The 24854-nt window shown below is 54.1% G+C and carries 21 protein-coding genes; 10 read left to right on the forward strand and 11 right to left on the reverse strand.

From position 1 onward, the window contains the following. Positions 1-99: 99 nt before the first annotated feature. Complete coding sequence (gene pncB, locus ACERJC_RS03910; protein ID WP_373671071.1) at positions 100-1302, reverse strand: nicotinate phosphoribosyltransferase; 1203 nt, start codon at positions 1300-1302, stop codon at positions 100-102. A gap of 266 nt (positions 1303-1568) precedes the next feature. Between pncB and pepN the strand changes: the two genes are divergently transcribed. Next, entirely contained in the window at positions 1569-4181 is a 2613-nt protein-coding gene (gene pepN, locus ACERJC_RS03915; protein WP_373671072.1) for an aminopeptidase N, read from the forward strand. Positions 4182-4283: 102 nt separating this feature from the next. Here pepN and ssuB read toward each other — a convergent pair whose 3' ends face one another. Genes ssuB through ssuE form a run of 5 tightly spaced genes read right to left on the reverse strand, consistent with a single transcriptional unit; the run spans position 4284 to position 8535 of the window. Continuing rightward, positions 4284-5051: an aliphatic sulfonates ABC transporter ATP-binding protein gene (gene ssuB / locus ACERJC_RS03920; protein WP_152405237.1), complete on the reverse strand. Its 768-nt coding sequence runs from the start codon at positions 5049-5051 to the stop codon at positions 4284-4286. Then, complete coding sequence (gene ssuC, locus ACERJC_RS03925) at positions 5048-5839, reverse strand: aliphatic sulfonate ABC transporter permease SsuC (protein ID WP_178827528.1); 792 nt, start codon at positions 5837-5839, stop codon at positions 5048-5050. The genes ssuB and ssuC overlap by 4 nt, the downstream gene beginning before the upstream one ends. A gap of 11 nt (positions 5840-5850) precedes the next feature. Further along, on the reverse strand, positions 5851-6996 hold the full coding sequence (gene ssuD, locus ACERJC_RS03930) for an FMNH2-dependent alkanesulfonate monooxygenase (protein ID WP_371895575.1): 1146 nt from the start codon (positions 6994-6996) through the stop codon (positions 5851-5853). Next, complete coding sequence (locus tag ACERJC_RS03935; RefSeq protein ID WP_373671073.1) at positions 6993-7967, reverse strand: sulfonate ABC transporter substrate-binding protein; 975 nt, start codon at positions 7965-7967, stop codon at positions 6993-6995. The genes ssuD and ACERJC_RS03935 overlap by 4 nt, the downstream gene beginning before the upstream one ends. Beyond that, entirely contained in the window at positions 7960-8535 is a 576-nt protein-coding gene (gene ssuE, locus ACERJC_RS03940) for an NADPH-dependent FMN reductase (RefSeq protein ID WP_178827521.1), read from the reverse strand. Before ssuE ends, ACERJC_RS03935 begins: the two co-directional genes overlap by 8 nt. Positions 8536-8778: 243 nt before the next feature. On the opposite strand from ssuE, the gene pyrD reads away from it, so the two are divergent. Further along, positions 8779-9789, forward strand: a complete 1011-nt coding sequence (gene pyrD / locus ACERJC_RS03945; RefSeq protein ID WP_152405232.1) for a quinone-dependent dihydroorotate dehydrogenase — start codon at positions 8779-8781, stop codon at positions 9787-9789. Between the two features lie 178 nt (positions 9790-9967). Beyond that, a complete protein-coding gene (gene zapC, locus ACERJC_RS03950; protein ID WP_373671074.1) occupies positions 9968-10510 on the forward strand; it encodes a cell division protein ZapC in 543 nt (180 codons plus the stop codon). Here the strand turns inward: zapC and ACERJC_RS03955 are convergent. Next, complete coding sequence (locus ACERJC_RS03955) at positions 10507-11616, reverse strand: YcbX family protein (protein WP_373671075.1); 1110 nt, start codon at positions 11614-11616, stop codon at positions 10507-10509. The two genes, zapC and ACERJC_RS03955, sit on opposite strands and share 4 nt — an antisense overlap. A 97-nt stretch (positions 11617-11713) precedes the next feature. Here ACERJC_RS03955 and rlmKL point away from each other — a divergent pair, with 97 nt between their 5' ends. The 6 genes from rlmKL (at position 11714) to rmf (ending at position 19639) form a co-directional block, all read left to right on the forward strand. Next, a complete protein-coding gene (gene rlmKL, locus ACERJC_RS03960; RefSeq protein ID WP_371895572.1) occupies positions 11714-13822 on the forward strand; it encodes a bifunctional 23S rRNA (guanine(2069)-N(7))-methyltransferase RlmK/23S rRNA (guanine(2445)-N(2))-methyltransferase RlmL in 2109 nt (702 codons plus the stop codon). A gap of 12 nt (positions 13823-13834) precedes the next feature. After that, positions 13835-15742: an ABC transporter ATP-binding protein gene (locus ACERJC_RS03965; protein ID WP_286633049.1), complete on the forward strand. Its 1908-nt coding sequence runs from the start codon at positions 13835-13837 to the stop codon at positions 15740-15742. A 14-nt stretch (positions 15743-15756) separates the two neighbouring features. Next, a complete protein-coding gene (pqiA, locus tag ACERJC_RS03970; protein ID WP_373671076.1) occupies positions 15757-17010 on the forward strand; it encodes a membrane integrity-associated transporter subunit PqiA in 1254 nt (417 codons plus the stop codon). Positions 17011-17014: 4 nt separating this feature from the next. Further along, positions 17015-18655 (forward strand): intermembrane transport protein PqiB, encoded by a 1641-nt coding sequence (gene pqiB, locus ACERJC_RS03975; RefSeq protein ID WP_286633050.1) that lies wholly within the window; start codon positions 17015-17017, stop codon positions 18653-18655. Further along, complete coding sequence (gene pqiC / locus ACERJC_RS03980; protein ID WP_373671078.1) at positions 18652-19215, forward strand: membrane integrity-associated transporter subunit PqiC; 564 nt, start codon at positions 18652-18654, stop codon at positions 19213-19215. Before pqiB ends, pqiC begins: the two co-directional genes overlap by 4 nt. A 256-nt stretch (positions 19216-19471) precedes the next feature. Further along, positions 19472-19639 (forward strand): ribosome modulation factor, encoded by a 168-nt coding sequence (gene rmf, locus ACERJC_RS03985; protein WP_042320000.1) that lies wholly within the window; start codon positions 19472-19474, stop codon positions 19637-19639. 95 nt (positions 19640-19734) lie between these two features. Here the strand turns inward: rmf and fabA are convergent, their stop codons facing one another. After that, the gene (fabA, locus tag ACERJC_RS03990) at positions 19735-20253 is read right to left on the reverse strand and encodes a bifunctional 3-hydroxydecanoyl-ACP dehydratase/trans-2-decenoyl-ACP isomerase (RefSeq protein ID WP_152405224.1); all 519 of its coding nucleotides are present in this window, start codon (positions 20251-20253) and stop codon (positions 19735-19737) included. A 68-nt stretch (positions 20254-20321) separates the two neighbouring features. Continuing rightward, positions 20322-22082, reverse strand: a complete 1761-nt coding sequence (locus ACERJC_RS03995; protein WP_152405223.1) for an AAA family ATPase — start codon at positions 22080-22082, stop codon at positions 20322-20324. 185 nt (positions 22083-22267) lie between these two features. On the opposite strand from ACERJC_RS03995, the gene matP reads away from it, so the two are divergent. After that, on the forward strand, positions 22268-22720 hold the full coding sequence (gene matP, locus ACERJC_RS04000; RefSeq protein WP_061077056.1) for a macrodomain Ter protein MatP: 453 nt from the start codon (positions 22268-22270) through the stop codon (positions 22718-22720). Positions 22721-22799: 79 nt separating this feature from the next. On the opposite strand, the gene ompA is transcribed toward matP, so the two are convergent. Both ompA and sulA read right to left on the reverse strand, forming a co-directional pair. Further along, positions 22800-23855 (reverse strand): porin OmpA, encoded by a 1056-nt coding sequence (gene ompA, locus ACERJC_RS04005; RefSeq protein ID WP_286633053.1) that lies wholly within the window; start codon positions 23853-23855, stop codon positions 22800-22802. A 356-nt stretch (positions 23856-24211) separates the two neighbouring features. After that, the gene (gene sulA / locus ACERJC_RS04010; protein ID WP_373671079.1) at positions 24212-24721 is read right to left on the reverse strand and encodes an SOS-induced cell division inhibitor SulA; all 510 of its coding nucleotides are present in this window, start codon (positions 24719-24721) and stop codon (positions 24212-24214) included. Positions 24722-24854: the final 133 nt, after the last annotated feature.

Consider the following 24854-nt stretch of genomic DNA (forward strand, 5'->3'; position numbering starts at 1 on the left):
TTACCTGGCATCTGCAATCAGACAAGCAGAATTAACAGGCAAAGAGAAAGATTTCAGAAATAAGTATGAAAAGGGAGCCGAAGCGGCTCCCTGGGAGGATTAACTGGCTTTTTTGATATGCGGTAAATCAAACGCTTTACGCAACGCGCGAACAAAGGCTTTGTCGTGACAAATGGTTTTACCCGGGCTGTCAGACAGCTTGGCAACCGGTTTACCGTTGCACTCGACCAGTTTGATCACAATGTTCAGCGGCTTAACCTGCGGAATATCGCAGGTCAGACGCGTACCAATACCAAAACTCAACTGTACGCGGGAGGAGAAGTGACGATAAAGGTCTACCGCTTTATTCAGATCCAGATTGTCGGAAAAGACCAGCGTTTTGCTGTGCGGATCGATACCCAACTTTTCATAATGGGCGATGGCCTTTTCGCCCCATTCAACAGGATCGCCCGAGTCATGGCGCAGTCCCTGATAGCGCGTGGCAAATTCAGCGCCAAAGTCGCGTAAAAACGCGTCCATGGTAATGCAATCGGTCAACGCGATACCCAGTTGGTCCGGGTATTCATTCAACCATGCGGCCAGGGCAGCGCGTTGGCTGGTCGCCAGTTCTGGGCTTATCTGCTGATGCGCCTGGAACCACTCGTGCGCCTGTGTGCCCATTGGCGTCAGCGACAGACGGCGGGCCAGATCGTAGTTACTGGTGCCAACAAACCACGACTCCTGCTGCAAACGTTTAACGATAGCCTGTTGCACTTCGCGGGAAAAACGTCGACGCGTGCCGAAATCCATCAGGTGGAAGCGGGACATATCGAGACTGGACGTTAAAGCAGAGAAATCGACTAATTTCGTCTCCAGCGTATCGAGGGCCTGCGTGACGCCCATTTCTGGTGAGCGATAGCGGTGAACCAGTTCGCTGATCACTGCCAGCAGCGGGACTTCCCACATGATGACTTCGCGCCACGGACCGGTAAGGCGGATATTCAGCTTTCCGTTGTCGTTGCTGACGGAAACCTGCTGTGGGTCATAGCGAAAATCGCGCAGCCAGTTGAGGTAATCCGCTTTGAAGAAGGGCAGCCCGGAGAGCCACTGATACTCTTCATCTTCCAGGCGCAGGTGCTGCATAGCATTGACCTGCTCGCGAATGGTGTCGGCATAAATACCCAGCAGGTCGTCGCCTCGGCAACGAAATTCAGCCGCTACCTGCACATCATAGTAGTGGTGAAATACGGCTTGCTGCATATGCAACTTATAAGCATCTGTATCCAGCAACGAGTGCAGAACAGGAGAAGCGAATTGTGTCATAGGTGCGCAGTAGCATCCTCTCACGGGAGCGTTTAGTACAATAAACAACTAAGAAAACCGCTGGAGTATACCTTGTTTAGCGATTTATTGAACCCCGATCACACCATAAGGTGACGCCAGGGTCGAGTGCATTTCGTGCCGTGTGTTATAAAAATGTAGCAAAAAGAGTGTTTGTGCCTGAAAAGATAAACATTCTGCGTAGCGCGTTTTGCGCAACAGGAATAGACTGAAGCCGAGACTCTTCAAAAGATGCTAAAGGTTTTTTTATGACACAACAGCCACAAGCCAAATACCGCCACGACTACCGTGCGCCGGATTACCAGATTACTGATATTGACTTGACCTTTGACCTGGATGCTGAAAAAACCGTGGTCACGGCAGTGAGCCAGGCTGTTCGTCATGGCGCATCGGATGCCCCGCTGAAACTGGATGGAGAAGATCTGACGCTGGTCTCTCTCCACGTCAACGATGAACCGTGGACAGCTTATAAAGAAGAAGCGGGCGCGCTGGTGATTAGCAATCTGCCCGAGCGTTTTACGCTGCGTATTGTTAATGAAATCAGCCCGGCCCGGAACACCGCGCTGGAAGGCCTGTATCAGTCGGGCGAGGCGTTATGCACCCAGTGTGAAGCAGAAGGCTTCCGCCATATCACCTGGTATCTCGACCGTCCGGACGTACTGGCGCGTTTTACCACCAAAATTATTGCCGATAAAAGCAAATATCCGTTCCTGCTCTCCAACGGTAACCGTACCGGCGAGGGGGAACTGGAAAACGGTCGTCACTGGGTCCAGTGGCAGGATCCGTTCCCGAAACCGTGTTACCTGTTTGCACTGGTCGCCGGTGATTTCGACGTGCTGCGCGATACCTTTACCACCCGTTCCGGGCGTGAAGTGGCGCTGGAACTGTACGTGGATCGCGGCAATCTCGACCGTGCGCCGTGGGCGATGACGTCGTTACAGAACTCGATGAAGTGGGACGAGGAGCGCTTCGGCCTGGAGTACGATCTTGACATCTATATGATCGTCGCCGTCGACTTCTTTAATATGGGCGCAATGGAGAATAAAGGTCTTAATATCTTTAACTCCAAATACGTGCTGGCGCGAACCGACACTGCCACCGACAAAGATTATCTCGATATTGAACGCGTGATTGGCCATGAGTATTTCCACAACTGGACCGGTAATCGCGTCACCTGTCGCGACTGGTTCCAGTTGAGCCTGAAAGAGGGGTTAACCGTTTTCCGCGATCAGGAGTTCAGTTCGGATCTTGGTTCCCGAGCGGTTAACCGGATCAGCAACGTGCGCACCATGCGCGGCCTGCAGTTTGCTGAAGATGCCAGTCCGATGGCGCATCCGATCCGCCCGGATAAGGTCATCGAAATGAACAATTTCTACACCCTGACCGTGTATGAAAAGGGCGCAGAAGTCATTCGCATGATCCACACCCTGCTCGGTGAGGCGAATTTCCAGAAAGGGATGCAGCTGTACTTTGAGCGTCACGACGGCAGCGCGGCGACCTGTGATGACTTCGTCCAGGCAATGGAGGATGCATCCAACGTCGATCTTTCCCATTTCCGCCGCTGGTACAGCCAGTCCGGTACGCCGATTGTTACCGCTAAGGATGACTATAACCCGGAAACTGAACAGTACACGCTGACCCTCAGCCAGCGCACGCCGGCCACGCCGGATCAGGCCGAGAAACAGCCGCTGCATATTCCGTTTGCCATCGAACTGTATGACAACGAAGGCAAGGTGATCCCGCTACAGAAAGGTGGTCATCCGGTGAACGCCGTGCTGAACGTGACGCAGGCGGAGCAGACGTTTGTGTTCGATAACGTTTATTTCCAGCCGGTACCGGCGCTGCTGTGCGAATTCTCTGCCCCGGTGAAACTGGAATATAAATGGAGCGATCAGCAACTGACGTTCCTGATGCGCCATGCGCGCAACGACTTCTCCCGTTGGGACGCGGCGCAAAGCCTGCTGGCAACGTACATTAAGCTGAACGTGGCGCGTCATCAGCAGGGACAGCCGCTCTCTCTGCCGGTGCATGTGGCGGATGCTTTCCGCGCCGTGCTGCTGGATGAGAAGATCGATCCGGCGCTGGCGGCGGAAATTCTGACGCTGCCTTCGGCAAACGAAATTGCCGAATTGTTTGAGGTTATCGATCCGCTGGCGATCGCGGAAGTTCGCGAAGCGTTAACGCGTACCCTGGCAGCGGAACTGGCGGATGAGTTCCTGGCAATCTATAACGCCAATCGCCTGGAGGAGTACCGCGTTGAGCATGCGGACATCGGCAAACGTACGCTGCGTAATGCCTGCCTGCGCTTCCTGGCCTTCGGTGAAACGACGCTGGCAGATACGCTGGTAAGCAAACAGTATCGCGAAGCTAACAACATGACCGATGCGCTGGCGGCGCTCTCTGCGGCCGTGGCTGCGCAGTTGCCGTGCCGTGACGCGCTGATGCAGGAGTATGACGACAAGTGGCATCAGGACGGTCTGGTGATGGACAAATGGTTTATCCTGCAGTCCACCAGTCCGGCAGATAACGTGCTGGACACGGTGCGCGGCCTGTTGAAACACCGTTCGTTCAGCATGAGCAACCCGAACCGTATTCGTTCGCTGATTGGCGCGTTTGCTGGCAGTAATCCGGCGGCTTTCCATGCGGAAGATGGCAGTGGATATCAGTTCCTGGTCGAGATGTTGACCGAGCTTAACAGCCGTAATCCGCAGGTAGCGTCACGCCTGATCGAACCATTGATCCGCCTGAAGCGTTATGATGCGAAACGTCAGCAAAAAATGCGTGCTGCGCTGGAGCAGTTGAAAGGGCTGGAGAATCTTTCCGGCGATCTGTTCGAGAAGGTTACCAAAGCGTTAGCCTGAGACATTGACCTGTCGTTTTGTAGGCCGGATTAGGCGGTAACGCCGCCATCCGGCAAAAGGCCCGGTGGCGCTCGCCGACCGGGCCTGGAACGTTCTGAATGCTTATCCATGTCGACGGGCTGGCTGTTCTGTTACCCCACGCTGCATAACCCGGCTCAACACGTCGGCTTCCAGTTCCGCTAAACGCACCGATCCTAACCGGCGCGGTCGCGCAATGTCGACCGTCAGATCCAGGCCAATCCTGCCATCCTCAATCAACAACACACGGTCGGCCATCGCTACGGCTTCGCTGACGTCATGCGTCACCAACAGCACGGTGAAACCATGCTCCTGCCACAGCGAAACAATGAGATCCTGCATCTCCAGTCGCGTTAACGCATCCAGCGCGCCAAGCGGTTCGTCGAGCAACAGCAGGCCCGGTCGGTGGATCAGCGCCCGCGCAAGGGCGACACGCTGCTTTTGTCCACCGGAAAGCGCCGCAGGCCATTCCGTCGCTCGTTCTTCCAGCCCAACCGCCGCCAGCGCCTGACGCGCAGCGTCCCGCCAGTTGCCCTTCAACCCCAGTCCCACGTTATCGATCACCGACTTCCACGGGAGAAGTCGGGCATCCTGAAACATCATGCGGGTATCGTCCTGAATATCGCGAAGCGGCGTGGTACCGGCCAGCAGTTCACCCGCATTCGGCGATTCCAGCCCCGCCAGCAGGCGTAGAAGGGTACTTTTACCCCCGCCGCTGCGACCGACGACGGCAACAAACTGACCTGCCGGAATATGCAGATCAAGCTGATTCAGTACGGTGTTAGCCGCATACTTTTTCGTCACTGCATTCAGCAGGAGCGGCGTACCCTGGTTCAGACGGGCAGGATTCATACGGTGGCCTCCTTCACATGATAAGCCGGGTTCCAGCGCAGCCAGACGCGTTCCAGCAGTTGAGCGCTGACGTCGGCCAGTTTGCCAAGCAGGGCGTAGAGAATAATGGCGACAACCACAATATCCGTTTGCAGAAACTCCCTTGCGTTCATCGCCAGATAACCGATCCCGGAATTGGCCGAGATGGTTTCCGCGACGATAAGCGTCAGCCACATCAGCCCCAGCGCAAAGCGCACGCCGACCATAATCGAGGGCAGGGCACCGGGCAGGATCACATGGAGAAACAGCGAAAAGCCGGATAATCCGTAGCTGCGCGCCATCTCAACCAGGCCTCTGTCGATATTGCGGATCCCGTGCCAGGTGTTGATGTAGATGGGAAAGAGCGTCCCCAGCGCCACCAGGAAAATCTTCGCGGTTTCATCAATGCCAAACCACAGAATAACTAACGGGATCAGCGCCAGATGCGGAACGTTACGCAGCATCTGAATTGACGTGTCCAGCAGACGTTCTCCCCAACGCGATAAGCCGCTGATCAGCCCCAGCGTCAGGCCAATTGAACCGCCGATCGAGAAGCCGATCAGCGCGCGCCAGGAGCTGATGGCCAGATGCTGCCAGAGTTCACCGCTGGCAGAGAGCGTCCAGAAGGCGGCGATCACCCCTTCCGGCGAGGGTAAAATGCGCCCGGAGAGCCAGCCTACGGAGGAAGCCAGTTGCCAGACGGCGACGATGCCCACCGGTAAAAACCAGGGGGCAACGCGCAATAACCCCCTTTGTATTGGCGTTGCCATCGCGATTCTCCTTAGCTCTGCGCAACCTTGCGCGGGATAAATTCATTCGCTACCGCCTCACCCTGCTGATGTCGGCGTTGCGGCTGCGGGATTTCCGGGATTGCGACGTCCAGATGCGGGAACAGCAGTTCGCCGACCCTGTACGCCTCTTCCAGATGCGGATAACCTGAAAGCACGAAGCTGTCGATGCCCAGCGCCGCATACTCATTGATGCGCGCCGCTACCGTCGGACCGTCACCAACCAGCGCGGTTCCGGCGCCTCCACGCACCAGACCCACACCGGCCCACAGATTTGGGCTTATCTCCAGTTGGTCGCGCTTACCATTATGCAGCGCCGCCATTCGGTGCTGACCAACGGAATCCGTCCGGGCGAAAGCCGCCTGTGCTTTTGCGATGGTGTCGTCATCCAGGTGAGCAATCAGCCGATCCGCTGCCCGCCATGCTTCCTCGTTGGTTTCACGGACGATGACGTGCAGGCGAATGCCAAAACGGACGTTACGCCCGCGCGCTGCGGCTTTGGCTCGTACCTGGGCGATCTTCTCTTTCACCAGTTCAGGCGGCTCGCCCCAGGTGAGGTAAAGATCGACCTGCTCAGCGGCCAGATCCTGGGCAACATCGGAAGAACCGCCGAAGTAAAGTGGCGGATAAGGCTGTTGGATCGGCGGGAAGAACAGCTTCGCCCCGCGAACGTGGATGTGCTTTCCGTTGAAATCGACAGTTTCGCCCTGCAATAAACGACGCCAGACCTGGGTGAACTCCGAGGAGGCCTCGTAACGTTCGCTGTGATCGAGAAACACACCGTCGCCCGCCAGTTCCTGCGGATCGCTGCCGGTGACCAGGTTAAACAGCGCGCGACCGTTAGAGAGCCTGTCGAGCGTGGCGGCCTGACGTGCGGCAACGGTTGGCGAGGTGACGCTCGGACGCAATGCCACCAGGAACTTGAGTCGCTGGGTCACCGGGATCATAGATGCCGCGACCAGCCACGCATCTTCGCAGGATCGTCCGGTTGGGATCAGCACGCCGGTGAATCCCAGACGATCCGCCGCCTGAGCAATCTGCTGTAAATAGCCTTGATCCACAGGGCGGGAGCCTTCTTCGGTTCCCAGATAGTGACCGTCACCGTGCGTCGGTAAAAACCAGAACATATTCAGGCTCATAACTGTTTTCCTTCCTGTTGAGTGGGCTGCCAGATGCGCTGGCGAATATCGATTTTTTTCGGTACCAGCCGGTTGTCGTAAAACAGATCCGCAGTTTGTTGTTGCAGGGCGGCCACAGAGGCGCTGACCGGCGAAATGGTGGTTGGTGGGCGATGATCGAGATAGGAGGCAATCACCGGTTCCGGCAGACCCATCGTTTTTGCCAGCAGGGTAATACTCTCCTGACGCTGACTGAGGGTTAACGCATCCGCCTGACTGAAGGTTTCCAGCACGCCCTGAATAAATGCGCCGTTTTTCTCGGCGTACGGTCGCGCGGCGAGATAGAACGATCCCGTCTGTTTCAGATCGGTGCCGTCTTTCAGTACGCGCACGCCGCCCTGCAATAATGCAGCGGAATAGTAGGGATCCCAGATGGCCCATGCATCGACGTTACCCTGCTGGAAAGCCGCACGGGCATCGGCAGGGGTCAGGTAGGTAGGCTGGATATCGGTAAATTTCAGTCCGGCCTGTTGCAGCGCACGCAGCAGCAGGTTGTGCGAACTGGAGCCTTTCTGGAACGCCACCTTATGACCTTTCAGTTCCGCTACGGTCTTGATCGGGCTGTTTTCCGGCACCAGAATCACTTCTGCTTTCGGTTTTGCCGGTTCAACGCCGACGTAAACTAAATCAGCCCCGGCTGCCTGGGCAAAAATGGGGGGAATATCACCGGTGCTGCCCAGATCGATACTGCCGACGTTCAGGGCTTCCAGCATCTGCGGCCCGGCGGGAAATTCAATCCAGGATATTTTGGTTCCGGGATAACGCGTTTCCAGTAACTGATGGCTTTTTGCCAGAACCATACTGATGCTGCCTTTCTGATAGCCGATGCGTAAGGCATCAGGAGAGGGCTCCGCCGCCTGTGTCAGCCCGGAAAAAGCCAGCAGCCCAGCGAAGGCCAGCCACGCCGAACGGGGTTTAAGAATATTACGCATGGGCCGTACCTCGCACGGTATTAAAGGCGGGAACCCTGACGTCGCGGCGATGCAGAGCGTGCCAGAACGTTTCCAGCGCCTTATCAAGACGCAGTTGCAAATTGGGTGTGAAATGTGGCTTATGCTGATAATCGATCACCTGGGAGTCATCGGCAAAAACGCCGTGCAAAATCTCCTGGGCCTTCAGGGCGCTGAGCACCGGTTTCAGCGCATAATCAACGGCGAGCAGGTGAGCGACGGTGCCGCCCGTCGCCAGCGGCAGAACCACCTTGCCCTCCAGCGCGCGTTCCGGGAGCAGATCGAGCAGCGTTTTCAGCGCTCCGGAGTAGGCTGCCTTATAGACCGGCGTGGCAACGATCAGACCGTCCGCTTCTTTTAGTTGCTCAACGAGTGTTTTCAACGCCGGGCTGTCGAAACGGGCATACAGCAGATCTTCAGGTTCGAAGTTGTGCAGATTCCAGTGGTAAACCTCGACGTCCTGACCGTTCAGTTTTTCCCGGGCATATTCCAGTAACGCACTGGATCGGGAGGGAAAGCGTGGGCTTCCCGCCAAAGTGATGACGCGCATAGATGCATTCTCCCCTTATAACTAATTGTTCGCTTTTATTTAACATTGATAACAATTTTTGCAGTCTGACAGAGGGAGATCGGGAATCGAAATGATTTATGCGGAATAGAAAATCTGAAAATTGCATAAAAAGAACGTGGCAGGGGAAACGTTTGCTTTTTATTGCCACAGGTCAATTCCCTTTTTGACCGACATCACCCATAATACGCCCCCGGTTTGCACACCGGGAATCCAGGAGAGTTCATGTACTACCCCTTCGTTCGTAAAGCCCTTTTCCAGCTCGATCCTGAGCGCGCTCATGAATTAACATTTCAGCAATTACGTCGTGTGACGGGAACGCCGCTAGAAGCGTTGATCCGCCAGAAAGTCCCGGCAAAACCGGTCACCTGTATGGGATTAACCTTTAAAAATCCGCTCGGTCTGGCTGCCGGTCTGGACAAGGACGGGGAGTGTATTGATGCCCTGGGCGCGATGGGATTTGGCTCGATCGAAATCGGCACCGTGACCCCACGTCCGCAGCCTGGCAACGATAAACCAAGACTGTTCCGTCTGGTTGATGCCGAAGGTTTGATCAACCGCATGGGTTTTAATAACCACGGCGTTGATAACCTGGTGGAGAACGTTAAAAAGGCCCATTATGATGGCGTGCTCGGGATTAATATCGGCAAAAATAAAGATACGCCGGTCGAGCAGGGTAAAGATGACTATCTGATTTGTATGGAAAAAATCTATGCCTATGCCGGTTATATTGCTATTAATATCTCCTCGCCAAATACACCAGGATTACGCTCGCTGCAATATGGCGACGCGCTGGATGATTTGCTGACAGCGATTAAAAATAAACAAAACGATCTGCAAACGATCCACCAGAAATATGTTCCGATCGCAGTAAAGATCGCGCCGGATCTTTCGGAGGAAGAACTGATCCAGGTTGCCGATAGTTTAGTTCGGCATAATATCGATGGCGTTATTGCCACCAATACTACACTCGATCGTTCCCTGGTTCAGGGAATGAAAAATTGCGATCAAACGGGTGGCTTAAGCGGTCGTCCGCTGCAATTAAAAAGCACAGAAATTATCCGCCGTCTGTCTGTGGAATTAAAAGGTCAGTTGCCTATTATTGGCGTCGGCGGTATCGACTCTGTGATTGCCGCGCGCGAGAAGATGGCGGCCGGGGCGTCGCTGGTTCAGATTTATTCTGGTTTTATTTTTAAAGGCCCGCCGCTGATTAAAGAAATCGTTACCCATATTTGATTTTTTCTCTCTCTTTATCAGAATATCAGACAACCAGGGGTTTATTTCCTCCCCTGGTTGTTTTATATTCTTTCACTGTTGCTTATTTAAACATTTTAAGCTTTGCTTATTAAGGTAATAAACGAAGCGGCAAAAAAGGACAATTTTGCAACGGGTGATGGAGAGGGGAGAGAAAACAATGCGAATTAAACCTGACGATAACTGGCGTTGGTATTATGACGAAGAGCATGACCGAATGATGCTCGATTTAGCCAATGGCATGTTATTTCGCTCGCGTTTTGCCCGTAAAATGCTCACCCCGGATGCATTCTCACCGTCCGGTTTTTGCGTTGATGACGCCGCACTGTATTTCTCCTTTGAAGAAAAGTGCCGCGACCTTGAACTCTCTAAAGACCAGAAAGCAGAACTGGTACTTAATGCACTGGTGGCCATTCGCTATCTGAAACCACAGATGCCGAAAAGCTGGCACTTTGTGGCGCACGGCGAAAACTGGTCGCCAGGAACCGGCGATGCGGCCTGCGTCTGGCTGAGCGACACCCAGGAGCAAATTAATCTGTTAGTGGTGGAGCCTGGTGAGAATGCGGCCCTGTGTTTGCTGGCGCAACCGGGCGTGGTCGTGGCCGGACGAACCATGCAGCTTGGTGATGCGATTAAAGTCATGAATGACCGGCTGAAGCCGCAGTTCCGTCCTCACAGCTTCAGCCTGGAGCAGGCGGTTTAGAGCGCCAGTTTTAGCGCGGTTTTTGGCACGCAGCTACAGCTGAGGATGGTGCCGTCATCAGCAAGCGCTGATTTTTTCAGTGGGTTTACTTCACCTTCCAGCAGTTTGATACGGCAGCAGCCGCATATTCCCGCCCGACACGAATAGGGAACCCGGATCCCCTGGTTTTCCAGTTGCTCAAGCAGTACCTGTTGATTGTTCCCCTGAAACGCCTGTCCCTGCCAGTCGATGGTGACGCTGGTATCAGGCTGTTGCACGGCGTCAACGGCGTCATCCTGAGCAGCAGCGCCGTATACCCGGGCCGGGCCAGTTGCTAAAATTTCAACATCGTCGCCGACGCGAATCACCCCGCTGTTACGGGCTATCAGATTCAGCCCGAAATCGACATCGCCATTATCCGGTGCGGTACGGAAAGTTTGCAGCGTCGCCAGCGGTTCGCCGGAGGGATGCTTTTGCCCTTTTTCCGGACTGACCGTGGTAAAAATACAGCGGCTGCACGGCTTCGCTACATCAAAAATGACCTCGCCAATGCGGATCACTTTCCAGCTGTCTTCTTCCCATGCGGTTGCTCCGGATACCACGATGTTCGGGCGAAACTGTTCAACCTGCACACCTGCCGGACAGCGCTGCTGTAAATCGCGCAGCGAGGCGTCATTCACCAGCAGGTACGGAAATCCGTCGGCAAAGGAGAGCGGCACGCCCGCGTGGCGTTTGACCCGGCGGGTCAGCTGCGGCCCCACCCAACGGAGTTGCACGCTGCGCGAAAAGAAGCCACTTAGCCACTGGTTGATAGCATCTGGGGCGATTCGCGCGGTGAAATGGTTACCCCACACTTCCGTTGGCGCATCCTGGGTGGCGAAATCAGCAAACCGCACCAGCGCGCTGCTGCCGTCAGGCGCGGTTAAATGCAGGCCGTCATGCAGAGGAGAAGGGGTAAAGCGCACCATTTGCGGAAACTGACGAGCGGTAATGAAGGTGCCATCAGCTTCGGTTAGCATAAAAATACGATCGAAAGCCAGACCGCTGACGTCTGCCAGAGCGTGGGTCAACCCAATGCCGCGCATTGATTTGACGGGATGGATAAAAAGTCTGGATAACGTCAACACTGTACAGTCCCTCGAAAGAAATAAGCCCTCAACTTTATGACATAGCGCCCATATTAGCTATAATGCGCAGCAATTTTCTTCGAGTATAAGTGACGCTATGAATTCTTTGTTTGCCAGTACGGCCCGTGGGCTGGAAGAGCTGTTAAAAACTGAACTGGAAAGCCTCGGCGCCGTGGAGTGTCAGGTGGTTCAGGGTGGGGTCCATTTCCAGGGCGACACCCGGCTTGTCTACCAGAGCCTGATGTGGAGTCGCCTGGCCTCGCGCATTATTTTACCGTTGGGTGAGTGCAAAGTTTACAGTGACTTAGACCTTTATCTCGGCGTGCAGGCGATCGACTGGACGGCGATGTTTACTCCTGGAGCGACCTTTGCTGTCCACTTCAGCGGACTGAATGACACCATTCGTAACAGCCAGTACGGCGCGATGAAAGTCAAAGATGCGATTGTCGATGCTTTCACGCGCAAAAATCTGCCGCGCCCGAATGTCGATCGCGAATCGCCAGATATTCGCGTCAACGTCTGGCTGAATAAAGACACGGCCAGCATTGCGCTGGATTTAAGCGGCGATGGCCTGCATCTGCGCGGCTATCGCGATCGCACCGGTCTGGCACCTATCAAAGAGACACTGGCGGCGGCGATTGTCATGCGCTCTGGCTGGAAACCCGGTACGCCGCTGCTCGACCCGATGTGTGGTTCGGGCACGCTGCTGATTGAAGCGGCCATGTGGGCGACCGATCGCGCGCCTGGCTTACACCGTGGCCGCTGGGGATTTAGCGGCTGGGCCCAGCATGACGACGCTCTCTGGCAGGACGTAAAGGCGGAAGCGCAAACCCGCGCCCGCAAAGGTCTGGCTGAATACACTTCGCATTTTTATGGTTCTGACAGTGATGCCCGCGTGATTGAACGCGCGCGCAGTAACGCCCGCCGTGCGGGGATTGGCGAGCTGATCACCTTCGAAGTGAAAGACGTGGCGAAACTGAGCAATCCGCTGCCGAAAGGTCCTTACGGGACAGTGATCAGTAACCCGCCCTATGGCGAGCGTCTGGACAGCGAGCCGGCGCTGATTGCGCTGCACAGCCTGCTGGGACGCACCATGAAGAACCAGTTCGGCGGCTGGAACCTCTCTCTGTTCAGCGCCTCACCGGATCTGCTGAGCAGCCTGCAACTGCGTGCTGATAAGCAATTCAAAGCGAAAAACGGTCCGCTGGACTGCGTGCAGAAAAACTACCATGTGGCGGAAAGCACGCCGGACAGCAAACCGGCGACGGTGGCGGAAGACTACGCCAACCGCCTGCGCAAGAACATCAAGAAGCTGGAAAAATGGGCGCGTCAGGAAGGCATTGAATGTTACCGTCTCTACGATGCCGACCTGCCGGAATACAACGTTGCGGTAGATCGTTACGCTGACTGGGTGGTGATTCAGGAGTACGCCCCGCCGAAAACCATCGATGCACAGAAAGCGCGTCAGCGACTGTTTGACATCATCGCGGCCACGCTGTCGGTGCTGGAGATTGCGCCGAACAAACTGGTGCTGAAAACCCGTGAACGACAGAAAGGGAAAAACCAGTATCAGAAGATGAACGAGAAGGGGGAATTCATTGAGGTGGGCGAATACAACGCTCGCCTGTGGGTGAACCTGACCGATTACCTGGATACCGGGCTGTTCCTCGATCACCGTATTGCACGACGGATGCTGGGACAGATGAGCAACGGAAAAGACTTCCTCAACCTGTTCTCCTACACCGGCAGCGCCAGCGTGCACGCAGGTTTAGGCGGTGCGCGTAGCACCACGACGGTCGACATGTCGCGTACCTATCTTGAGTGGGCGGAGCGTAACCTGCGTCTGAATGGCCTCAGCGGACGTGCGCATCGGCTTATCCAGGCCGACTGCCTGGCCTGGCTGCGTGAAGCCAATGAACAGTTTGATCTGATTTTTATCGATCCCCCGACGTTCTCCAACTCGAAACGCATGGAGGACGCCTTTGATGTCCAGCGCGATCATCTGGCGCTGATGAAAGATCTGAAACGTCTGCTGCGTAAAGGCGGCACGATCATGTTCTCCAACAATAAACGCGGATTCCGTATGGATCTTGACGGTCTGGCGGCGCTGGGACTGAAAGCACAAGAAATCACCCAAAAAACGCTTTCCCAGGACTTTGCCCGTAACCGTCAAATCCACAACTGCTGGCTGATTACCGCCGCCTGAAAGGATAAATAAATGTCATTAATCAGTATGCATGGCGCATGGCTGTCGTTCAGCGACGCGCCGCTTCTCGATAACGCAGAACTGCATATCGAAGATAACGAACGCGTCTGTCTGGTGGGCCGTAACGGCGCCGGAAAATCCACGTTGATGAAGATCCTTAATCGTGAACAGGGTCTGGACGATGGGCGTATTATTTATGAGCAGGATCTGATCGTTGCGCGCTTGCAGCAGGATCCACCGCGTAACGTGGAAGGCACCGTTTACGATTTTGTGGCGGAAGGGATTGAAGAACAGGCAGAATACCTTAAGCGTTACCACGACATTTCACGCCTGGTGATGACCGATCCGAGCGACAAAAACCTGAATGATCTGGCGAAGGTGCAGGAACAGCTCGATCACCACAATTTGTGGCAACTGGAAAACCGCATCAACGAAGTGCTGGCGCAGTTAGGGCTGGATCCTAACGCGGCGCTGTCGTCACTGTCCGGCGGCTGGCTGCGTAAAGCAGCGCTGGGGCGTGCGCTGGTCAGTAATCCGCGCGTTCTGCTGTTGGATGAACCGACCAACCACCTCGATATTGAAACCATTGACTGGCTGGAAGGATTCCTGAAATCGTTCAATGGGACGATCATTTTTATCTCCCACGACCGTTCTTTTATTCGCAATATGGCTACCCGTATTGTCGATCTCGATCGTGGCAAGCTGGTGACCTATCCAGGGAATTACGATCAGTACCTGGTCGAGAAAGAAGAAGCGCTGCGTGTGGAAGACCTTCAGAATGCCGAGTTCGATCGCAAGCTGGCGCAGGAAGAGGTGTGGATCCGTCAGGGCATCAAAGCCCGTCGTACCCGTAATGAAGGTCGCGTGCGGGCGTTGAAAGCGATGCGCCGTGAACGCAGCGAACGCCGCGAAGTGATGGGTACGGCGAAGATGCAGGTCGAAGAGGCCACCCGTTCCGGTAAGATAGTCTTCGAAATGGAGAACGTGGATTACCAGGTCGATGGCAAACAGCTGGTGAAAGACTTTTCTGCTCAGGTACAGCGCAGCGATAAAATTGCGCTGATCGGCCCTAACGGCTGTGGTAAAACCACGCTGTTGAAGCTGATGTTAGGCCAGTTGCCGCCGGACAGCGGTCGTATCCACGTCGGTACGAAACTGGAAGTGGCCTATTTCGATCAGCACCGCGCCGAGCTGGATCCAGACAAGACGGTGATGGACAACCTCGCGGAAGGCAAGCAGGAGGTGATGGTTAACGGTAAACCGCGCCATGTGCTCGGCTATCTGCAGGACTTCCTGTTCCATCCTAAACGGGCGATGACCCCGGTGCGTGCGTTGTCTGGCGGTGAGCGTAACCGTCTGCTGCTGGCGCGTCTTTTTCTGAAACCCAGCAATCTGTTGATTCTCGATGAACCAACCAACGATCTCGACGTCGAAACGCTGGAGTTGCTGGAAGAGCTGATTGATGGTTATCAGGGTACCGTGTTACTGGTAAGCCACGATCGTCAGTTTGTCGACAATACGGTGACCGAGTGCTGGATTTTTGAAGGCAACGGGAAGATTGGTCGTTATGTCGGCGGTTATCACGATGCGCGTGGCCAACAGGAACAGCATCTGGCGTTTAAACAGCCAGCGGCGAAAAAAACTGAGGAAGTTGTTGCCCCGAAAGCAGAAATTGTAAAACGCGGCAGTAGCAAACTAAGCTATAAACTGCAGCGCGAGCTGGAACAGCTACCGCAGATGCTGGAAGCGCTGGAAGCGAAACTGGATGCATTGCAGGCGCAGGTTGCCGATGCCGCCTTTTTCAGCCAGCCACATGAGCAGACGCAGCAGGTTTTGGCCGATCTGGCAAAAGCAGAACAAGAACTTGAGCAGGCCTTTGAGCGCTGGGAGTATCTTGAAGCGTTAAAGAATGGCGCATAATTAAGGAGCACACCATGTGCGAACATCATCATGCCGCAAAGCACATTCTGTGCTCGCAGTGTGACATGCTGGTGGCATTGCCCCACCTTGAGCATGGTCAGAAAGCGGCATGTCCGAGATGTGGCACAACATTGACGATTATGTGGGACGCACCGAGACAGCGTCCCACCGCGTACGCGTTAGCCGCGCTGTTTATGTTGCTCTTATCGAATCTGTTCCCCTTTGTGAATATGAATGTCGCAGGGGTGAGCAGTGAAGTGACCCTGATGGAAATCCCCGGCGTTCTCTTTTCGGAAAATTACGCCAGTCTCGGCACCTTCTTTTTACTCTTTGTTCAACTGGTTCCTGCTTTTTGCCTGTTAACCATCCTGCTGTTGGTGAATCGGGTGCAAATGCCCGGTCGGCTCAAAGCCCAACTGGCGCGAGTTTTATTTCAGTTGAAGAGTTGGGGGATGGCGGAGATTTTCCTCGCTGGCGTACTGGTGAGTTTCGTTAAACTGATGGCGTACGGCGATATCGGCGTCGGCAGTAGCTTTATCCCATGGTGCTTCTTCTGCATTCTGCAACTGCGCGCGTTTCAGTGCGTCGACCGTCGCTGGCTGTGGGATGATATTGCCCCCATGCCTAAAATTAAGCAGCCCTTAACGCCTGGCGTTCCCGGCATCCGTCAGGGATTACGCTCTTGCTCCTGCTGCACGGCGATCCTTCCGGCGGAAGAAAATCTTTGCCCGCGCTGTGAGACGAAAGGCTATGTGCGGCGCAGAAACAGTCTGCAATGGACGCTGGCGTTACTGTTCACGTCTATCATGCTGTATCTGCCGGCCAATATTCTGCCGATCATGATAACGGATCTCCTGGGGTCAAAACTGCCTTCCACCATTATTGAGGGGGTGGTTTTAATCTGGAGCGAAGGTTCTTACCCGGTAGCGGCGGTCATCTTTATCGCCAGTATCATGGTGCCGACGCTAAAAATGATCGCGATTGCCTGGCTATGCTGGGACGCCAAAGGGCACGGCAAGCGTGACAGTGAACGAATGCATTTGATTTACGAAGTGGTGGAGTTCGTTGGTCGCTGGTCAATGATTGATGTGTTTGTTATCGCCGTGCTCTCTGCGCTGGTGCGCATGGGAGGTTTGATGAATATTTATCCAGCAATGGGTGCATTGATGTTTGCTTTAGTCGTCATTATGACAATGTTTTCTGCGATGACATTTGATCCGCGTCTGTCGTGGGATCGTGAACCAGAACCAGACCATGAGGAGTCCTGACAACATGGAATCTAAAAGTGGGGAAGCCAAAATCCAGAAGGTAAAAAACTGGTCTCCCGTGTGGATTTTTCCCATCGTCACTGCGCTCATTGGGGCATGGGTTCTGTTCTATCACTACAGCCATCAGGGACCGGAAGTGACCCTGATTACCACTAATGCCGAGGGCATTGAGGGCGGAAAAACCACCATTAAAAGCCGCAGCGTTGACGTGGGCGTGGTCGAAAGCGCCACGCTGACCGACGACCTGACGCACGTTGAAATCAAAGCGCGCCTGAATGCCGGTATGGAAAAACTGCTGCACAAAGACTCCGTGTTCTGGGTGGTGAAGCCGCAGGTTGGACGCGAAGGGATCAGCGGCTTAGGCACGCTGCTTTCTGGCGCCTACATCGAACTGCAACCGGGTAATAAAGGCAACAGACTGGAAAAGTATGAGCTGCTGGATTCGCCGCCGCTGGCGCCGCCGGATGCCAAAGGGATCCGCGTGGTGCTCGACAGCAAAAAAGCCGGGCAACTGAGTCCGGGCGATCCGGTTCTGTTCCGTGGCTATCGCGTCGGATCGGTAGAAACCAGCACTTTTGATCCGCAAAAACGCAGCATCAGCTATCAACTGTTCATCAATGCGCCAAACGATCGTCTGGTCACCAGCAACGTCCGTTTCTGGAAAGACAGCGGGATTGCGGTCGATCTGACTTCTGCCGGGATGCGGGTAGAGATGGGATCGCTGACAACGTTGTTTGGCGGGGGCGTCAGCTTTGACGTGCCTGAAGGGCTTGAACAGGGTCAGCCGGTTGCCGAGAAGGCCGCCTTCAGCCTGTATGACGATCCGAAAAGTATTCAGGATTCGCTGTTCACCGAACACATCGATTACCTGATGTTCTTCAAAGATTCGATCCGGGGTCTGCAACCGGGCGCGCCGCTGGAGTTCCGCGGTATTCGTCTGGGGACGGTGAGTAAAGTGCCGTTCTTTGCGCCGAATATGCGCCAGGTATTTAACAACGATTACCGCATTCCGGTGCTGGTGCGCATTGAACCTGAGCGGCTGAAAGCACAGCTTGGTGAAGATACGGACGTGGGTGCACATCTGGCCGAACTGCTGAAACGGGGCTTACGCGGCTCGCTGAAAACCGGGAACCTGGTGACCGGGGCGCTGTATGTCGATCTGGACTTCTATCCGAAAGAGCCACCGCTTACCGGTATCCGCGAGTTTAACGGTTATCAGATCATCCCGACGGTGAGCGGAGGTCTGGCGCAAATTCAGCAGAGACTGATGGAAGCGCTGGATAAGATCAACAATCTGCCGTTGAACCCGATGATTGAGCAGGCTACCAATACGTTGAGTGAAAGCCAGCGCACGATGAAACATCTGCAAACGACGCTGGATAACATGAACAAGATTACCTCCAGTCAGTCGATGCAACAGTTGCCGGCGGATATGCAGAACACGTTACGTGAACTGAACCGCAGCATGCAGGGCTTCCAGCCGGGCTCCGCAGCCTACAACAAGATGGTGGCCGATATGCAACGTCTTGATCAGGTACTCCGCGAGCTACAGCCGGTGCTGAAAACGCTGAATGAGAAGAGCAACGCGCTGGTGTTTGAAGCGAAGGACAAGAAAGATCCAGAGCCGAAGAGGGCGAAACAATGAAAAAGTGGCTAGTGGTGGCGATGGCGTTCTGGCTGACGTCGTGCAGCTCCAGTGGAGAGAATAAAAGCTATTATCAGCTCCCTGTTGCGCAAGGGGGCGTGCAAAGTACCGCAAACCAGGGCAACCGTCTGCTGTGGGTCGAGCAGGTTGCGGTGCCAGATTATCTGGCTGGCAATGGCGTGGTCTATCAGACCAGCGATGTGAAGTACGCGATCGCCAATAACAATTTGTGGGCCAGCCCGCTGGATCAGCAATTGCGTAATACGCTGGTTGCCAATCTGAGTACGCAACTGCCAGGTTGGGTAGTGGCCTCTCAACCTTTGGGCAGCGTGCAGGATACGCTCAACGTAACGGTAACCGGCTTCCACGGTCGTTATGATGGTAAGGTGGTGGTCAGCGGTGAGTGGCTGCTTAACCACCAGGGACGTCTCATCAAGCGTCCGTTCCACATTGAAGCCATTCAGACGCAGGATGGTTACGATGAGATGGTGAAAGTGCTGGCAACCGTCTGGAACCAGGAAGCTGCGGCGATCGCCCAGGAGCTGAAGCGCATTCCATAGTTTAAATTTTTGTAAATAAAACCGTCTCAGACCGCGTGTTTGGGGCGGTTTTTTTTTACCGGCAGGATGACCCAGGAACTTGTTCCGGCTCACATTTTTTGTACAACTGAGTTTTTCGCTAGCTCACAAATATGACACCCGTGTGAATTTTGTACATTGACGGAACAGGGGATTCGCGGTATTCGTTTAGTGTGATTGCACACTTCGTAATCACTGTTATCTTTTCCACCAGATATAAGTATGAGGGAAACGAGGCATGAAGAGACAAAAACGAGATCGCCTGGAACGGGCACATCAACGTGGTTATCAGGCCGGTATTGCCGGACGTTCGAAAGAAATGTGTCCCTATCAGACGCTGAATCAGAGATCGTATTGGCTGGGAGGCTGGCGAGAAGCCATGGCTGACAGGGTGGTAATGGCCTGATTCTGTCTCTTTAAAAAAGAAACCTCCGCAGTGCGGAGGTTTCGCCTTTTATAACCTGTGATAAACGGCACACTGGCTCTTTACCGGGTCAGGCATCAGAATGCAGAGGTGTCCTGGAACAGACCCACTTTCAGATCGTTTGCGGTATAGATCAGACGCCCATCCACCAGCACTTCGCCATCCGCCAGGCCCATGATCAGGCGGCGATTCACGATACGCTTGAAGTGGATACGATAGGTCACTTTCCTGGCAGTAGGCAGTACCTGACCGGTGAACTTCACTTCGCCTACGCCCAGTGCACGGCCTTTGCCTTCACCGCCGAGCCAGCCGAGGTAGAATCCAACCAACTGCCACATTGCGTCCAGCCCCAGGCAACCCGGCATGACGGGATCGCCAATGAAGTGGCATCCGAAGAACCAAAGATCCGGATTGATATCCAGCTCTGCCTCAACATAACCTTTGTCGAAGTTACCGCCCGTTTCGGTCATCTTGACGACACGGTCCATCATCAGCATGCTCGGTGCAGGCAACTGCGGGCCTTTCGCACCAAACAGCTCACCGCGACCAGAGGCAAGAAGGTCTTCTTTTGTATAGGATTCGCGTTTATCTACCATGTTCTCTGTAAGCCTTATTTTATTGAAGCACGCAGGATAGCTAACACGTGTACGCTGAACAAGTCCGATCAGTTCGGAAGAATCCCGTTCAGCCAACGCAGCGGCCACGGAAAACGGTGACGTCCTTCCTGTTGCGTCGCCTGGGCGATACGCTCCTGGATAGTCTGCATCAACGTTGTCTGGCCTTCACCATCCCACAGCAGATTTAACAGCAGCGGCAGCGCGTCGGTAACGTCATCTACCGCCCAGATAGTGAACTTCTCTTCTTCAACGGCCTGTAGCAGCGCGGGTTGCAGGCTAAGATGCCTGACGTTGGAAGAGGGGATGATGACCCCTTGCTTACCCGTCAGTTCGCGCTGTTGGCAAATCGTGAAGAAGCCTTCAATTTTTTCATTTAAACCGCCAACGGGCTGAGCGCGACCGAACTGGTCGACCGAACCGGTAATGGCGATGCTCTGATTAACTGGCACATCGGACAGCGCGCTTATTAGTGCGCACAGTTCTGCCATGGAAGCGCTGTCGCCATCAACTTCACTGTAGGACTGTTCAAACGTCAGCGAGGCCGAGAAGGGGAGTTGTTGCTCGAGCTGGAGTTCCGACATCAGGAACGCCTGCATGATCATCATTCCCTTAGCATGAATATTACCGCCAAGTTCGGCTTTCCGCTCAATATCCGTGAACTCACCATCGCCAATGTGCACGACGCAACTGATACGTGAAGGTTCACCGAAGGCGCGCGGGTGGCCGGGAAATTCAATCACCGACAGGGCGTTGATCTGACCAACGCGCTCACCCTCTGTTTCGATCAGGATCTGTTCCTGGAGGATCTCATCCTGCATGCGTTCGGCCAGGAATCCTTCGCGCCACTCTCTCTGGGCAAGCATCAGGCTGAGCTGTTCACCCGTGCAGGTTTCACTTTCGCACAGCGGCGCGACTTCCGTGAACTGCCTGATGATCCACAGCGGATTGAGCGGTAACGTATCCTGTTCGCCGGTATAACGCACTGCTTCGCGAACCAGTACTTCCCAGGCATCGGGCGCCGGGTAAGGTAACTGATTACGTTTCGCAGTCCACGTCACCCACTGACACCACTGCGTCATGGATTCTGCATCCACGATCTGCATGTTATCTTCGAATTCGCTATAAATAGCCTGCTCGGCCAGTTCAGGTTCCATTTCCTGGAAATCCGCCAGCGACTCGCGCTCACCAACTAACAGCACCTTCAGTTTAAGCGGCATAGACGGCACGGAGACCGGCAGCGGGCGGGACTCATCAAAGGCTACCCAGTCAAAGCGTTCGCGGCTGACAATGGCCTTCAGGCGCATCCACAGCAGCGGTTGTGCAAGCAGGGTGCGCAGGGAGATAACCAGCACGCCGCCATTGGCCTGGTGAACCAGTCCGGGCTGCAGCGTGATGTCGCCATTGAATTGACGCAGGCAGCCAAACAGCTGTTCTGCCTCAACCCAGTCGGCAATCACCACCTGTGATAAGGTGGCAAAATTGTCTTCAGCCCGCTCAGCGTCACGATAGTGAATCGTGTGGCCCGAAACCTCGTAGTGACCTCCAGTCAGGCGACCGGTGTCGTGCTGTAAGGCACGTGCGGCATCGGCCAGAAGATTAAGATACTCAAGCTCTTCAGGCGCTTTGGCCAGCATGAAAGGGGATGTGGCTCTGGGTTGTAACAATTGCTCCAGGGCAAATTGTAAGCGTGGTTGAGTATCACTCAGTAATGTGTCGTTTTCTTCAGTGACATGTGGCTGTGCAAAAATCTCCTGATAACTGTCGGTATCAGGGACAAGATCACGCCATGCAAGTTTCGTAATGGTCAAAGTTGATGTTTTATAGTCTGTTGTAAAAGACGCGATTATAGCGTAACCGTCCGCGCTTCACACGTGGAAAGCGACGCTAAACGCGCAGGAGCGTGCAGAGTGGCTCACAGCCTGAAGATTCTTTTCTTCAGATGCTGAAAAAGCTGATATTCTGATAGGAGTGACACGGTAACATTGAGATCGCCATGAAATATCAACAACTTGAGAATCTTGAAAGCGGTTGGAAGTGGAAGTACCTGGTGAAGAAGCACCGCGAAGGGGAATTAATTACCCGTTATGTGGAGGCCAGTGCTGCCCAGGAAGCCGTGGATTTGTTGCTTACGCTGGAAAATGAACCGGTGCGGGTCAATCTCTGGATTGATGAACATATGAATCCTGCGCTGCAAAACCGCATGAAGCAGACGATACGTGCGCGGCGTAAACGTCATTTCAATGCCGAGCATCAGCACACGCGAAAGAAATCTATCGATCTGGAGTTTATCGTCTGGCAGCGACTGGCCGGACTGGCGCAGCGGCGCGGTAAGACGTTATCAGAGACCGTGGTGCAGCTAATTGAAGATGCAGAGAATAAAGAGAAGTATGCCAACAAGATGTCTTCACTGAAGCAGGACCTGCAGGCGTTGTTGGGCAAAGAGTAGTCCGCGACGTTACAACCATCCTGTCGATAACAGACGAAAAAAAAACCCCGCAGCGCGGGGTTTTTTATTAGACGGAAACTTAAGCCTGCGGCTGAGTTACAACGTCTTTGACGCCTTTAACTTCGATCTCAACGCGACGATCCGGGGCCAGGCAGTCGATCAGTGCAGCGCGAGCTTTCACGTTGTCACAGGTGTTGCCAGTAACCGGGTTGGATTCGCCCATACCACGTGCGGAGATTTTGTCAGCCGGGATACCTTTAGAGATCAGGTAATCAACAACAGACTGAGCACGTTTCTCAGACAGACCCTGGTTGTAAGCGTCAGAACCGATGCGGTCAGTGAAGCCCAGAACCACTACGGAACCGTCTTTCGGATCCAGGTTGCTCAGCTGGCTGTACATCTGATCCAGAGCCTGCTGGCCTTCTGGTTTCAGAGTGGCTTTGTTGAAGTTGAACAGAACGTCAGACTTCAGGGTGAAGTGTTTGGTCTGTACTTCTGGAGCCGGAGCCGGAGCCGGAGCTACGATCGGAGCAGCTTGTTCCTGCTGACCGAAACGGTAAGAAACACCTACGCTCAGCAGACCGTTGTCTGGACGAGTACCGATGGTGTTAGCGTCACCGATGTTGTTGGTCCACTGGTATTCCAGACGGGTAGCGATTTCAGGAGTAATTGCGTACTCAACACCACCTGCGAATACTGGGGATACGCCAGTGTCGTGATCTTTGGTAGATGCGCCACCAGGTACGTTAGACTTGGTGTCTGCACGCCATACCATACCACCCAGACGAGTGTAGATGTCCAGATCGTCAGTGATTGGGTAACCCAGTTTAGCGGTCAACTGAACGCCCTGAGCTTTGTAAGCACCGTTGATGTTGTCACCTTTGTACGGCATACGACCTAACCAGTCGTAACCCATTTCAAAGCCAACATACGGGTTAACCTGGTAACCACCGAACGCACCGGCACCCAGTTGGTTTTCATGGGTCGGACCGTTGTTGTCGATGAAACCAGTGTCATGGTACTGGGACCAACCCAGTTTAGCACCAGTGTACCAGGTGTTATCTTTCGGAGCGGCCTGCGCCACGGTAGCGAAACCAGCCAGTGCCACTGCAATCGCGATAGCTGTCTTTTTCATTTTTTGCGCCTCGTTATCATCCAAAATACGCCATGAATATCTCCAACGAGATAACACGGTTAAATCCTTCACCGGGGGACTAGCTCAATAGTTACTCTACCGATATCTGCGGCTTATGCCGAGCACCCCTGGCGATGTAAAGTCTACAACGTAGTTGAAAACTTACAAGTGTGAACTCTGTCAGGCATATGAAAAAAAAAAGCTTGTATACATAATATTTAACATTTCGTGCATCAAAATCTTCCCCCCGATTTCGCGGGAACCGCGTCCGCCAAGCGTTCACCGAAAAAAAACGTTAGTCCTCAATGCGAAGGTCTCGGGGGCAAAAAAAATTCCAGGATAAATCCTAATTTCACTCAATGATACAAATTCGAGTGAATTTTTAGCCCGGTTTGCTGTCTCGTGGCATGAGTCTGAGCATTCACGGGACGCATGATAAATCCCATCGCGTTTCCCTCATCCGCCGCCCTGACCAATTCAGCATGTTCTTCATCTGTTAATTCTTCTGTCAGCCAGCCGATCACCACGCTGTAATTGCCCGTGCGTAATGCGCGAATCATCGATTCCAGCGTATCGCAGGGGGAAAGCTGGTTAATTTGCATCACTTTGGTCAGCGGAAGGCCGGCAGACTGAACCCATTCACGGCTCAGTTTTTGCTGCGGCGTCAGCCAGAGCTGCCAGCGCGATTGTTGACCTAACTGCTGAAGAAGCGGTAACAGCAGTAACTGCGTCATCATGGGCTGGTCTTCACGATAGACCACTTCGCTGATAAGCCCGGTGGACACTTTCTCAGAAGAGACGCGCGCCATCGTGTTCGATGTGGAAGAGAATGACGGAGAACGATTTGCGTAGCCTGAAGTGTACATAATCAATCCAGCCCTGTGAGTTACTGTATGGATGTACAGTAACCCTGATGTCGTGAAAGATCAACTTTATTTTCGGAAACAGACTCGCATTTTTTATTCATGGTTGCGGTAAAAACGAAATACAACTTGCCCC

Source organism: Citrobacter telavivensis, assembly GCF_041807075.1.
In the GTDB taxonomy this organism is placed as follows: Bacteria; Pseudomonadota; Gammaproteobacteria; order Enterobacterales; family Enterobacteriaceae; genus Citrobacter_A; species Citrobacter_A telavivensis.

Coding starts and splice junctions, on each gene's coding strand:
- matP (WP_061077056.1), top strand. CDS start 22,268: ATGAAATATCAACAACTTGAGAATCTTGAAAGCGGTTGGAAGTGGAAG.
- rmf (WP_042320000.1), top strand. CDS start 19,472: ATGAAGAGACAAAAACGAGATCGCCTGGAACGGGCACATCAACGTGGT.
- ACERJC_RS03965 (WP_286633049.1), top strand. CDS start 13,835: ATGTCATTAATCAGTATGCATGGCGCATGGCTGTCGTTCAGCGACGCG.
- zapC (WP_373671074.1), top strand. CDS start 9,968: ATGCGAATTAAACCTGACGATAACTGGCGTTGGTATTATGACGAAGAG.
- ompA (WP_286633053.1), bottom strand. CDS start 23,855: ATGAAAAAGACAGCTATCGCGATTGCAGTGGCACTGGCTGGTTTCGCT.
- pqiA (WP_373671076.1), top strand. CDS start 15,757: ATGTGCGAACATCATCATGCCGCAAAGCACATTCTGTGCTCGCAGTGT.
- ssuD (WP_371895575.1), bottom strand. CDS start 6,996: ATGAGCCTGAATATGTTCTGGTTTTTACCGACGCACGGTGACGGTCAC.
- pqiC (WP_373671078.1), top strand. CDS start 18,652: ATGAAAAAGTGGCTAGTGGTGGCGATGGCGTTCTGGCTGACGTCGTGC.
- ACERJC_RS03935 (WP_373671073.1), bottom strand. CDS start 7,967: ATGCGTAATATTCTTAAACCCCGTTCGGCGTGGCTGGCCTTCGCTGGG.
- ssuC (WP_178827528.1), bottom strand. CDS start 5,839: ATGGCAACGCCAATACAAAGGGGGTTATTGCGCGTTGCCCCCTGGTTT.
- pepN (WP_373671072.1), top strand. CDS start 1,569: ATGACACAACAGCCACAAGCCAAATACCGCCACGACTACCGTGCGCCG.
- pncB (WP_373671071.1), bottom strand. CDS start 1,302: ATGACACAATTCGCTTCTCCTGTTCTGCACTCGTTGCTGGATACAGAT.
- pqiB (WP_286633050.1), top strand. CDS start 17,015: ATGGAATCTAAAAGTGGGGAAGCCAAAATCCAGAAGGTAAAAAACTGG.
- sulA (WP_373671079.1), bottom strand. CDS start 24,721: ATGTACACTTCAGGCTACGCAAATCGTTCTCCGTCATTCTCTTCCACA.
- rlmKL (WP_371895572.1), top strand. CDS start 11,714: ATGAATTCTTTGTTTGCCAGTACGGCCCGTGGGCTGGAAGAGCTGTTA.
- fabA (WP_152405224.1), bottom strand. CDS start 20,253: ATGGTAGATAAACGCGAATCCTATACAAAAGAAGACCTTCTTGCCTCT.
- ssuB (WP_152405237.1), bottom strand. CDS start 5,051: ATGAATCCTGCCCGTCTGAACCAGGGTACGCCGCTCCTGCTGAATGCA.
- ssuE (WP_178827521.1), bottom strand. CDS start 8,535: ATGCGCGTCATCACTTTGGCGGGAAGCCCACGCTTTCCCTCCCGATCC.
- pyrD (WP_152405232.1), top strand. CDS start 8,779: ATGTACTACCCCTTCGTTCGTAAAGCCCTTTTCCAGCTCGATCCTGAG.